The organism is Pseudosulfitobacter sp. SM2401, from assembly GCF_042932805.1.
Taxonomy (GTDB): domain Bacteria; phylum Pseudomonadota; class Alphaproteobacteria; order Rhodobacterales; family Rhodobacteraceae; genus Ascidiaceihabitans.
In genome coordinates this window covers 3968714-3980990 of record NZ_CP170633.1, presented here as the reverse complement: position 1 = coordinate 3980990, position 12277 = coordinate 3968714, and the positions used below count along the sequence as shown (strand labels likewise).

General features: G+C 57.4%; 11 protein-coding genes. 7 read left to right on the top strand and 4 right to left on the bottom strand.

Features of this window, described 5'->3' with window-relative positions; translation table 11 throughout:
* Positions 1–60: 60 nt before the first annotated feature.
* The gene (locus ACFIO0_RS19570; protein ID WP_390912076.1) at positions 61–807 is read right to left on the bottom strand and encodes a cell cycle transcriptional regulator TrcR; all 747 of its coding nucleotides are present in this window, start codon (positions 805–807) and stop codon (positions 61–63) included.
* 127 nt (positions 808–934) lie between these two features.
* On the opposite strand from ACFIO0_RS19570, the gene ACFIO0_RS19565 reads away from it, so the two are divergent.
* Positions 935–1576, top strand: coding sequence for a ribonuclease T (locus ACFIO0_RS19565; RefSeq protein ID WP_390912075.1), 642 nt, complete (start codon positions 935–937; stop codon positions 1574–1576).
* A 206-nt stretch (positions 1577–1782) separates the two neighbouring features.
* Here ACFIO0_RS19565 and ACFIO0_RS19560 read toward each other — a convergent pair whose 3' ends face one another.
* On the bottom strand, positions 1783–2772 hold the full coding sequence (locus tag ACFIO0_RS19560; RefSeq protein ID WP_390912074.1) for a zinc-binding dehydrogenase: 990 nt from the start codon (positions 2770–2772) through the stop codon (positions 1783–1785).
* 69 nt (positions 2773–2841) lie between these two features.
* Positions 2842–3543, bottom strand: coding sequence for a COQ9 family protein (locus ACFIO0_RS19555; RefSeq protein WP_390912073.1), 702 nt, complete (start codon positions 3541–3543; stop codon positions 2842–2844).
* A 113-nt stretch (positions 3544–3656) separates the two neighbouring features.
* Here ACFIO0_RS19555 and rpsU point away from each other — a divergent pair, with 113 nt between their 5' ends.
* The 5 genes from rpsU to ACFIO0_RS19530 all read left to right on the top strand — a co-directional run bounded on the left by rpsU (position 3657) and on the right by ACFIO0_RS19530 (position 10479).
* Positions 3657–3863 (top strand): 30S ribosomal protein S21, encoded by a 207-nt coding sequence (rpsU, locus tag ACFIO0_RS19550; RefSeq protein WP_005851231.1) that lies wholly within the window; start codon positions 3657–3659, stop codon positions 3861–3863.
* Positions 3864–4044: 181 nt separating this feature from the next.
* Positions 4045–5769 carry an ATP-binding protein gene (locus ACFIO0_RS19545; protein WP_390912072.1) on the top strand — a complete coding sequence of 575 codons (1725 nt, stop codon included), beginning with the start codon at positions 4045–4047 and terminating at the stop codon, positions 5767–5769.
* Positions 5766–7103 carry a sigma 54-interacting transcriptional regulator gene (locus ACFIO0_RS19540; protein ID WP_390912071.1) on the top strand — a complete coding sequence of 446 codons (1338 nt, stop codon included), beginning with the start codon at positions 5766–5768 and terminating at the stop codon, positions 7101–7103. The genes ACFIO0_RS19545 and ACFIO0_RS19540 overlap by 4 nt, the downstream gene beginning before the upstream one ends.
* Before the next feature lie 125 nt (positions 7104–7228).
* The gene (locus tag ACFIO0_RS19535; protein ID WP_390912070.1) at positions 7229–8224 is read left to right on the top strand and encodes a TAXI family TRAP transporter solute-binding subunit; all 996 of its coding nucleotides are present in this window, start codon (positions 7229–7231) and stop codon (positions 8222–8224) included.
* Positions 8225–8289: 65 nt separating this feature from the next.
* Positions 8290–10479 carry a TRAP transporter fused permease subunit gene (locus ACFIO0_RS19530; protein ID WP_390912069.1) on the top strand — a complete coding sequence of 730 codons (2190 nt, stop codon included), beginning with the start codon at positions 8290–8292 and terminating at the stop codon, positions 10477–10479.
* Here the strand turns inward: ACFIO0_RS19530 and ACFIO0_RS19525 are convergent.
* The gene (locus tag ACFIO0_RS19525; protein WP_390912068.1) at positions 10454–10912 is read right to left on the bottom strand and encodes an Lrp/AsnC ligand binding domain-containing protein; all 459 of its coding nucleotides are present in this window, start codon (positions 10910–10912) and stop codon (positions 10454–10456) included. The genes ACFIO0_RS19530 and ACFIO0_RS19525 overlap by 26 nt on opposite strands.
* A 144-nt stretch (positions 10913–11056) precedes the next feature.
* Between ACFIO0_RS19525 and ald the strand changes: the two genes are divergently transcribed.
* Positions 11057–12175, top strand: coding sequence for an alanine dehydrogenase (ald, locus tag ACFIO0_RS19520; RefSeq protein WP_390912067.1), 1119 nt, complete (start codon positions 11057–11059; stop codon positions 12173–12175).
* Positions 12176–12277 lie beyond the last annotated feature (102 nt).

Sequence of the window (12277 nt, the reverse complement as noted above, 5' to 3'; positions counted from 1 at the left end):
ACGCAAAACGCGCGCCGTTTGACGGGCGCGCGTTTGGTTTTCTGTCGCGAAAGAGGCCGCTTACGGCTGCTCTTCACCGTCACCTGACGGCAGGTTGAACAAGTTGTCCGCATCGATCAACGCGGATGGATCATCATCTTCGTCATCAATTGGCTCGCCCAGCGTGAACGTCTCAAGACCTTCGATGGCTGTCGGGATTTTTGGTTCCGGATCCATGCCCAACGACTGCTCTGTGCTGACCAGTTTGCGACGCTCATCATCAGACATTACTTCGCCGTCAGCAGCTTTTTTGGCCGCAGCTTTTTGAACAGCGGCGTCCAGTTCGGATTGTTTGCACAGGCCCAAAGCAACCGGATCAATCGGTTGGATGTTCGAGATGTTCCAGTGCGTGCGTTCGCGAATCGCCTGGATCGTTGGTTTGGTTGTGCCGACCAATTTGGACACTTGCGCATCGCTCAATTCCGGGTGGAATTTAACCAACCAATAGATCGACGCAGGACGGTCCTGACGCTTGGACAACGGAGTATACCGCGGACCGCGACGTTTTTCTTCGCCCTGTGCAGCAGCGTTGAATTTCAGTGCCAGCTTGTGCAGCGGGTTGGCTTGCGCCTCGTCGATTTCTTCTTGGGTCAGCTGATTGTTTACAATCGGATCAAAGCCTTTGACGCCCGCGGCTACATCACCATCGGCAATGCCTTGGACTTCTAATTCGTGCATGCCAACAAAGTCAGCAATCTGCTTGAAGTTCATTGTGGTGTTGTCCACCAGCCAGACGGCTGTGGCTTTTGCCATAATCGGTTTTGCCATGTTCGTGCTCCTAACGCATAACTCTCCCGCCACCTGAATTAGGCTGCCTTGGCATCCAAGGTCGGTTTCCATTGTGGGGGAACTTGAGCCGTATATAGTCGCGCAAAAGCGATAAGGGAAGACCAATATGCGCGCGCATCTTTTCTGGATTTTGATAACCCTTGGTTTGACTGGCCCTGCCATGGCGCAGCAGCACAAATCGGGCGAATTCGACTACTACGTGATGGCGCTGTCATGGTCGCCAAATTGGTGCGCCCTGTCGGGAGATGCCAAAGGGTCGGATCAATGCGATGCCCGCCACGATCACGGCTGGATTTTGCACGGGCTTTGGCCGCAATATCATCGCGGATTTCCAGAGTACTGCCGCTCGAATTTTCGCGCGCCATCACGCAGCCAAACAAACGCAATGGCCGACATTATGGGCACCGGTGGACTGGCCTGGCATCAATGGAAAAAGCACGGTGTCTGCTCTGGCCTGTCGCCTGCCGATTACTACGCCCGGTCACGCGAAGCTTACGCATCCGTCACCCGCCCCGCGATCTTTCGCAAATTGGATAAATCCATCAAATTGCCCGCCTCTGTGGTCGAGGCCGCATGGCTTAATGACAACCCCGACCTCGAAGCAGACGGGCTGACAATAACCTGCAAACAAGGCCACATCCAAGAAGCACGCATCTGTTTGTCTCGTGATTTAGTACCTGTACCCTGCGGTCAGGATGTCGTGCGCGATTGCACGATGAAAGACGCAGTGTTCGATCCGATACGTTAGGGCCTGTCCTGCTGGGGGCCCCAATTTTGAGTATTTTTGATCAAAACAAAACGAAGAATTAACCTTAATGCGTAAACTTGGCCTTGCGGTACAGGCTGGAGAGCCGATGGCCGTATCAGGACAAGCGCAAGCTTACCGCACGGTCTATGCCTTCACATTGGATGATTGGGATGGGCCGTGTTCTGTTCCGATCCTAAATACTCAAATTAGCCGCCAGCAACCTCAAGCACGATCTTGCCAATGTGCCCACTGCTTTCCATCCGCGCATGTGCATCCGCCGCATCAGCCAGTGCAAATGTGCTGTCCATCACGGGTTTGATCCGTCCTGCATCCAGCAGTGGCCATACGGCTTCGCGCAAGTCTTGGGCAATCCGCGCCTTGGCCAAATCTGACTGCGGGCGCAGGGTGCTACCGGTGATCGTCAGGCGTTTCATCATCATCAGGGCAAAGTTCAATTCAACCTTCGGCCCTTGCAAAAACGCGATCTGCACCAGACGTCCGTCTTCGGCCAAGGTCTGGATGTTGCGTGGGATGTAGTCGCCCCCGACCATATCGAGGATCAGGTCCGCACCACCTTGGAACTTCATCACTTCGACAAAATCTGCGTCGCGGTAGTTGATCGCGATTTCGGCCCCCAGATCGGTACAGGCTGTGCATTTTTCGTCCGAACCGGCTGTTGCAAACACGCGTGCGCCAAAAGCATTGGTCAGTTGGATTGCCGTTGTGCCAATCCCACTGGACCCGCCGTGGACCAAGAACCGTTCGCCTGCCTTCAGACCGCCGCGCGTGAAAACATTAGACCAAACCGTAAAGTAAGTTTCCGGCAAGCACGCCGCTTCTTTCAACCCCAGTCCTTTGGGCAACGGCAAACAATGTGCAGCGGGGGTTGCAACGTATTCCGCGTAGCCGCCGCCGGGCAACAGGGCGCAGACTTGATCGCCAACAGCCAAGCCGGAAACGCCCGACCCCAAGGCAACAACTTCGCCCGAAGCTTCTAACCCCGGCAAATCGCTAGCGGTTTTGGGTGGGGCGTACATGCCCGCACGCTGCAACGCATCGGGACGGTTCACACCGGCATACGCGACCTTGAGAACCACCTGACCATGCGCGGCCGCAGGCATCGGGCGCTTGGTCATTTGCAAAACCTCTGGCCCGCCCGGTTTGGTGATTTCAACGGCGTTCATCATGTCGCTCATGGCGGGGGTATCCTTTGGTTGTTTGATCCCAAGTGTCGCTGATCAAGGATCGACGCGCAATGGCGCGCACTAGTCCTGACGCGGCGTTGTCCAGCGACCGGGCAAATCGATGTCCGGCATTTTTGTCGGCGCTTTGATCCGGCTTAACAACCAGTTTGGGCCTGCAAGCAGCTTGCTCAGCGTCGGGCTGTCACGCACTTGGGCTTTGACCTTTTCGATCTGCATCACGTCGTCGATGCGGCGGTCCAAAAATTCCCACGTCGCTTGATTGTCGACGCTGTCATCGCCCAGCCAATACAGCACCGTCGCGCTGTAGACACCGCTGAGGGTCGCGCGTTTTGTGTACCAATTCACATCGTCCGAGGTGTCACCCAAGGCGGTCCAAATCTTGTCGGCTGTACCCCAGATCGCCTTGGCCCCGTCACCCGCATGCATCGGCAATGCAAACAACGTCGTGCCACGGCGCACGGCCTCTTTGTCGGTGACCGCTTCGATCCGAAACCGCACGCCAGATGCGATTCGATCACGGAATCGCAAGTCGCTGAGATCCTCGGACTTTAGGCGCGCCTCCATCACATCATCCCCGCGCAAATGATAGGCGACCGCCAAATCAACCGCGCCGCGCGGACACACGGCACGGGCCAAGGCCGGCGTTACCTCTGCATCAACGATTGCTGCCTGAAACGTCGCTTCTGACCAGCCATCAAAGGGCACGTGATCCAACGCGGCATCCAGCAATTGGTCTTTGGTCGTCTCATACGGGGTGGTCATCGCGCGCTCCTTTGGGTGCCTAGCAACATACTAGACAATATAGGTGCGATTTGCTATTGGCCAACTTCCTGCAAATCCTTGCAACTTCAAACTAGAAAGGTGGTGAAAACCACATGCAGGTTAGTGTTCGCGATAATAACGTCGATCAAGCGCTGCGCGCCCTGAAGAAAAAACTTCAGCGCGAAGGTGTGTTTCGTGAAATGAAGCTTAAGCAACATTTCGAGAAACCGTCCGAGAAAAAAGCACGCGAGAAAGCCGAAGCGATCCGTCGTTCCCGTAAATTGGCACGCAAAAAGCTACAACGCGAAGGTATGATGTAAATCATCCCCGCATTGTCGGAAAATAGTGAACCCCCGCTGAGCGATCGGCGGGGTTTTTCTTTTTAGAGGCATCGATAGCTGCTTGCCCTGCGGAAATCCGCAAACCTGCCGTCTGCCCCGAACAGGCACCTGTTTACAGGACACACGATCCCGTATCACACTGCCGCCAGGGGAGAATTCGATGCCACCCAAAACCGACATCAATCGCGCGCCGGGGCGCATGCGCAAAAGCGTTCTGGGCGTGCTGTTCGTCACCTTGGTGCTGGCCACCGTTGCGACGTTTTTTGGGGCGCGTACGTATTTCGAGCAACTCGAATCTCAGGCAGCTGCAAACCGGATGGCATTGTACCTGCGCGCGTTGAACGAAACCCTGCGCCAGCATCAACATTTGCCCTTCGTTCTGGCCCGCGATCCGCGCTATGCGAACGCGCTGCACTCCGAAACGGTTGATCCCAACCTTAACGACCGCCTGCGCCTGTTTGCCAAAGAGGCCAAGCTAGAGGCGATCTATCTGATGGACACGACAGGGCGGGTTCTGGCGACATCAAACGCGGACGAGGCGCACAGTTTTCTGGACCAGAACTATGGGTTTCGCCCCTATTTCCAAGACGCGCTAAAAGGCCAGCGCAGTGATTATTTCGCCATTGGTGCCACTTCTGGCCGGCCCGGATATTTCGTGGCGGAACCCGTATCCCTGACCGGAAACGTGCAGTCCGGCGTCATAGCCATCAAGCTGGATGTCAGTGAATTGCAGCGATCTTGGGAAAGCGACAGTGAAACGGTTGTGGCCATAAACAGGGACAACATCGTGGTTCTCGCGTCCAATCCCGACTGGCTGTATCGCCCGGTCGGCGCCCTGCCATCTGACGTACGCACTGCCATTCTGGACAGCCGTCAGTTCGGCAGCGAAGCCCTCGGGCCGCTTGATTGGACATCCCTTGGCACGCACCGGGTCGCTGTAGATGGTACCAAATATTTGCGGGCATCGGGCATTTCGGAATGGCGCGACTGGACCGTTCATTACCTGCGACCCCAAAGCATCATCATCCGCGAAACCCTTCTGACGACCATCTTTTTCGGCAGTATCATCACATTCCTGCTTGGCTTTGCCACCTTCTTGCGGTCCCGCCGCATTGAACAAGCCTACACCGCGTCCGAACGTCAGCGCACCGAACTGATCGAAACAAACCGTCGCTTGGAACAAGCCCAAACCGACCTTGCGCGCAGTGCCAAACTGGCAGCCCTCGGGCATCTGGCGGCCTCGGTCACTCACGAACTGGGACAGCCCATTAGCGCCTTTCGCAATCACCTTGCTGCGGCAGAAATCGGCAACGAAATCACCTCGCCCAAAACCGCAAGCAACCTGAACAAGCTGGTCGACCGAATGGAATCGATCACCAGCCAATTCCGCTATTTCGCCCGCAAACAGGCCGCCAAGAAAACCAGCGTCGATTTATCAACGGTTCTAAGCGAGGCCGCGAATTTACTGCGTGCTGAAATCGCGCAGGGAAAAATCCGCTTTCGCCCTGCCGACCTGCCTGAACCCGTCACCCTGCATGCCCATCAGGTTCAACTGGAACAAGCGTTTACCAACCTTTTCAAGAACGCGGTCCATGCCGTCGAAACGGCGATAGACCCGGAAATTTCTGTGCGCGTCGAACAGACACCAGACACGGTTGTGATCCGCGTCACAGACAATGGGCCGGGGCTTGGCGGGGCCAGTTTCGCCGATCTGCAAGAGCCGTTTTTCAGCACAAAGCCCTCTGGTGTCGGAATGGGTCTTGGCCTTGCCATCGCGACGGAAATCATCACAGATCACGGCGGCGCGCTTAGCATCGGCGACACCACAGACGGTGCAGAATTTATCGTCACATTACCCCTTCCCGACGACGGAGATTTCGCATGACAACAGCCACAATCCTTGTCGTTGATGATGATCGCGAAATGCGGGTGTCCTTGGTCCATTTGCTCGAAAGCGCAGGCTATAATGCCGTGATTGCAAAGAACGCGCAGGCGGGGTTAGAGGCCATTCATACCAGCGCCCCCGACGTCATTCTGAGCGACGTGCGCATGCCCGAAATGGACGGGCTAGAATTTCAGCGCAAAGCCCGCGAAATCAGCAATGTTCCGGTCATTTTAATCTCAGCCCATGGCGATATTCCGATGGCCGTTGGTGCCTTGCAGGACGGGGCCTACAGCTTTGTGGAAAAGCCGTTTGAACCCCGCCGCCTGCTGGGAATCCTCAAAAATGCTGTGCGGATGAAGCGCCTGGAAGACAGCACAAAACTGCTGCAAAGCCGGCTGGCAGAACTGACCGATCTGGAACGTATCCTGATCGGCAACAGCCCGCAAATCGCCGCCGTGCGCGATCTGATTTTCGACTTTGCAGTCAGCAACGCCAATGTCTTGATCCTTGGTGAAACCGGCACCGGCAAGGAACTTGCCGCGCGGGCTTTGCACGATCTTGGCACCTCGCCTAGCGCCCCGTTTGTGCCGATCAATTGCGCCGCGATCCCGCCCGAGCGGTTCGAAGAAACGGTGTTCGGCACCACGCAAAACCCACGCGGATTGATGAGCCAAGCCAACGGCGGCACGTTGTTTCTGGATGAACTCAGCTCGATGCCCCACGGCACACAGGCCAAAATTCTACGCGCCATCGAAACCAAACAATACCAACGGATCGGTGAAACCGACGTCCAGACCGCAGAGCTGCGCGTGATCAGCGCGGCCTCTGATCAAATCGCCCAGATGGTCACCGAGAAATCCTTTCGCGAAGACCTGCTCTTTCGCCTGAACACCCTTGTGATCGAACTGCCCAGTCTGGCGGATCGCGGCGAGGATGTTTTACTGTTGTTTCGCCATTACACGCAGCGCCTAAGCCAGCTTTACGAATTGCCAATGCCCAAGCTGACCAACGACGATATCTCGGCGTTGATGTCGTATGATTGGCCCGGCAACGTGCGTGAGTTGCAAAATGTCGCCGAACGACGCGTGTTGGCAGAGCGGCGCGGTGGCGGCTCTGTACGGCTCGCGATTGCGCGACAAACATCGCTGCAACCCTTTCCCGGAACCCTGCGCGAAGCGGTCGCCGCGTTCGAGCGCGAAGTGATCAGCCGTTCGATTCAAGACGAAAACGGGCGCATGGATGATGTCGCCGCTGCCCTTGGAATTGGCCGTCGCACCTTGAATGAAAAGATCGTCAAACTGGACCTCGACAAAGACGCATTGTTGGAAAAATAGCCCTCTGCGGAAATCCGCAGGCATATTTTTATGCGCCCTGCAATTTCCCTCATACCGCAGAATCCCGCCAATCCCCATCAACGTCACAAGCCATATTTTCGGCTTTGATTCTGGGAGGAATACCAATGAACATCTTAAAAGCACTCGTCCTGAGTGCCGGTCTTGTCACGTCTGGCGGCGCCTTTGCGCAAAGCACGGATTACGTTTTGAACACCGCATCCACGGGCGGCACCTATCACCCTGTTGGCACCGCGATCTCGACCCTGTCGAAAATCAAACTGCTGCCCAAACAGAACTTTTCGCTGACGGCTGTGAACTCGGCTGGGTCCGGCGCGAACGTGCAGGCACTGTCATCAGGCACTGCCGATTTCGCGATCCTGCAAGGGTTGTTCGGGTCCTACGCGATCACCGGCACCGGCCCTGTGTCCGAGCCACAAACCAACCTGCGCTCTGTCACGATGCTGTGGCAAAACGTCGAGCAATTCGTGGTTCCAGCGGCCAAAGCCACCACCGGCACCGTCGATGATCTCAAGGCGCTCACCGGCATGTCCGTCGGCATGGGCAAGCAGAATTCCGGCACGATTGGATCAAACACGGTGTTGCTCGCGGGCCTCGGTCTTGATCTTGCCAAAGACTTCACATTGGTGTCCGCAGGCTATGGCCCAACGGCTGATGCGATGGCCAACGGCCAAGCGGTTGCGGCGGGCATTCCGTCCGGCCCACCAACCGGTGCAATCACCAAATTGATGGCCTCCAACGAGGGCAAATTCACGATCCTCGACGTGACCGCAGACCAAGCCGCAGCGATGGACGCGGGCCGCAACCTTTGGGTGCCCTACACAATCGCGGCGGGCACCTACCCCGGCCAAACCAAAGACGTGAGCACAATCGCACAGCCAAATTTCTTGGCCGTGAACGCCAGTGTGAACGATGAGCACGTCTATCTTTTGACCAAGGCGATGTACGAAAACCTGCCGTTTTTGCAAGCGATCCACCCCGCGACCAAAGCCATGGCGGTTGAGCGTGCGATGGCCGGTTTGCCAGCACCTTTGCACCCCGGTGCCGCGCGTTTTTACGTCGAAGCAGGCTTGGATATCCCAGCCCATTTGATCGCTAAATAGACGTCGAAACTGACCGGGACGCTGTGGCTTGCAGCGTCCCATTTTTCTGCCTGGGGGGGGACCAGATGACACAGCTTGCACCGCAAAACCAATCGTCACGCGCAACACTTTTGGACATGCCGCATGGCCAATTCGGAGCCCGCCAGATCGTGCTCGTCTTTGCCCTATTCTTTGGCATCTGGCACATCCTGACAAACGTCTATCTGACCGAACCCGGCCTGTGGCAAAACGCAATCCACTTTGCCGGTTTTGCGTTTCTCGCTTCAATCACGCTTAGCCCTTGGGGCAAAAATGAAGGCAAAACATGGGCTTGGGTAATCGATATCGTCTACGGATTGCTGGTCGCAGGTGCCGCCCTGTGGGTCGCGTGGGCCGAATCCGGTCTGTACGAACGATCCCTCGCCGTCACAGGATTGGGCTGGCAATTCACTGTTCTGGATTGGGCTGCAGGCCTTTTGCTGATCTTTGCTTGCATTGATTTGTCGCGCCGCGTGTCGGGTTGGGTCATCCCGATCCTGATCATCCTATCCCTCAGCTACATCCTGTTTCTCGGCACCATGCTGCCCGGTGTGTTCCGCTCTGCCAGCCTGCCCTTGAACGACGTGCTGTTCCGCACGCTTTACAACGACGAAGGCATGTTCGGCATCCTCGGAAATATCTCGGTCACCAACATCACGCTGTTCATGATTTTCGGCGGTTTTCTGGTCGTCTCGGGGGCCAGCAATTTCGTCATCGAAATTTCCAAAGTCGTCGCGGGTCGGATCAAAGGCGGCGCGGCGTTTGTTGCCGTTTTGTCATCGGCCCTGACCGGCACGATTTCCGGGTCCGCCATCGCCAACACCGCGTCAACCGGGGTGATCACGATCCCGCTGATGAAGTCCAACGGCTTTCGCCCACAATTCGCCGCAGGGGTCGAGGCCGCCGCTTCGACTGGCGGTCAACTGATGCCGCCGATCATGGGTGCCGGCGCGTTCGTGATGGCCAGCTACACGTCCATTCCCTACGGCACAATCGTCGCGGTGTCGGTGATGCCGGCCCTGCTGTATTTCCTGTCCGTGGCGTTCATCGTGCGCATCGAAGCTGTCAAATACGACGCAGGTGCTGACATCGATCTGACCGTAGATCGCGCCAAGATGATCTCTGGCGGTTTGGTGTTTGTCGTGCCGCTGGCCGTGATGATCTGGCTTTTGGTCACGGGCGTCACCCCGTCGTATGCGGCGTGTTGGGCGATTGTGACCCTGATCGCGACGTCGTGGATCACCAGCCTGATCGCCCTTCTGCGCAAGGATGGATCGTTCAAACCGGTCAACATGGGCCCCGCGAAAATCGCCGAAGCTGTGGTCAGCGGTGTCCGCTCTGCAATCATGACAGCGATCCTTTTGACGGCGATCGGGATCATGAACAACGCCATCGTGACCAGCGGTGTCGGCAACGGGTTTTCCCTGATGATCGCACAGTGGTCGCAAGGGTCCTTGGTGTTGGCGATTGCGCTGATCGCGCTGGCCTCGTTGGTGCTGGGCATGGGGCTGCCGGTGACGGCCGCCTACATCATTCTAGCGATCCTGACGGCCCCGGCTTTGGCGGGCATCATGGCCGACGGCTTGATCGCACAACAGCTGATGGACGGCATTTCTGACCCGTCAAAATCCGCCCTCTTTGCGCTAGTTGATCATCCGCTGGCCGCACAAGTCGCGATAGGAATGACCAAGGCCGAAGCATGGGAACTGATCCGAAACATCCCCTTTGAAATCGCCGTAACGATCCGGCCCATCATGGTCGATCCGACATTGCAAACGACCTATCTGCTGACCGCGCATTTGATCATTTTCTGGCTAAGCCAGGATTCCAACGTGACGCCGCCCGTCTGCCTTGCCGCCTTTACCGCCGCAGGAATTGCCGGATCGCGGCCCATGGCCACGGGTTTCGAAAGCTGGAAAATCGCCAAAGGTCTGTACGTCGTGCCGCTGCTGTTCGCCTACACGCCGCTGATCTCGGGCGAGGTCATCGAAATCCTGCAAATCGGGTTCTTTGCCTTGTTCGGCATCTACGCCACCAACGCGTTGATCCAGCGCTACGCCGAAGGTCCGATTGGCCCTGTCACGCTGGCGCTTTTGGTGCTTGGCGCGGTTGGCGCGTATTGGCCGCTGGCCTTGTTGCCCAACATCGCGGGCGCGAGTGCCGTGGTGATCGCAGTGGTTCTATCCGCCAGAAAACGGGCCGCCAACGACCTTAAACAGGCAGCGCAGTTGTCTTGAACACCGTCCGCAGCGCGAAACTGCTTTGCATCTGCGCCACGCCCGGCAGGCGGGCCAGATACTGGCGGTGGATGCGCGCGAAATCTTCGGTGTTTTCGGCCACGACCTTTAGGATGTAATCCGCTGTGCCCGCCATCAAATGGCACTCCAAAACGTCCGGTATCCGCGACACGCCTTTTTCAAACGCGTCCAACACTTCGTCCGCTTGGCCCGACAGCGTGATCTCGACAAACACGGTTGTCGGCACGCCCATTTTGCGCGCATCCAACAGCGCCACATAGTCGCGAATGTAGCCGTCCGCCTCTAACCGTTGCACCCGCCTGTGGCAGGCAGACGGCGACAGGTTCACCACCTCGGACAGGTCCGCGTTTGAAATGCGGCCCTTGCGCTGCAAAGCCGTCAAGATACGTTTGTCTGTTGCGTCCAAAGACATTTGCGAAGATTCCTCTCACGATTGGGCCAAGTGTTAGTGGATTCTTCGCAAGTTGCCTATGGTTTACGCAGCTTTTCCGTCGCACATTGCGTCAATTGCCGCAGATACTGCCGTTGCAAACAGCAATAATCAGGGAATACGGTCATGCACATTGGATGCCCAACCGAGATCAAACCACAAGAATTCCGCGTCGGCATCACGCCAAACGCAGCCCGCGAAGCGGTCGCACACGGCCACACCGTGACCATGCAGGCGGGTGCCGGTGCAGGGGCCGGTTTCACGGACGCAGATTACGTTGACGCCGGTGCAGCCATCGCCGCAACAGCCGCCGAAATTTTCGCCGCTGCCGACATGATCGTTAAGGTCAAGGAACCACAGCCGGTGGAACGCGCCATGCTGCGCAAAGACCAGGTGCTGTTCACCTACCTGCACCTTGCGCCGGACCCTGAACAGACCAAAGATTTGCTCGCGTCCGGCTGCACAGCCATCGCCTATGAAACCGTCACAGACGCGCAGGGTGGCCTGCCACTGCTGGCCCCAATGTCCGAAGTAGCGGGTCGTTTGGCCCCACAAGTCGGCGCATGGACCTTGCAAAAAGCCAACGGCGGACGCGGCGTTCTGATGGGCGGCGTTCCGGGTGTTGGACCCGCACGCGTGGTCGTCATCGGCGGCGGCGTTGTCGGCACACATGCCGCACGCATCGCCGCTGGCATGGGCGCAGACGTCACCGTTCTGGACCGTTCATTGGCACGCATGCGCTACTTGGATGACGTGTTTGGCGGGCAGTTCAAAACGTCCTACGCCAACGCAGGCAACACGATGGAACTGGCGCGCGAGGCCGACATGATCATCGGCGCGGTTCTGATCCCGGGTGCAGCAGCGCCCAAACTGATCAGCCGCGCACAGCTGAGCGAATTGAAACCAGGCGCCGTTCTGGTTGACGTCGCGATTGACCAAGGTGGGTGTTTCGAGACATCCCGCGCCACCACACACCAAGACCCGATCTACGAAGTTGACGGCATCATGCACTACTGCGTCGCCAACATGCCGGGTGCAGTTGCGCGCACGTCAACCATCGCCTTGGGCAACGCGACTTTGCCGTTCATGCTGGCACTGGCCGACAAAGGCTGGCGTCAAGCCTGCGAAGATGACGCGCATTTGCTTGCAGGCCTGAACGTACACGCGGGCCAGTTGACCTACTATGCGGTCGGCAAAGCCTTGGGAATGGACGTTCTGTCTCCAGCCTTGGCGCTCAAGACCTAAGCCGCCAAAAGCGACCTAGAAAAGCAGCCGTCACCCTTAGCGGGGTGGCGGTTTTTTGCTGAAGCAGCCTTATCGTCAAGGCAGTTCAACTTTTAGACGAAT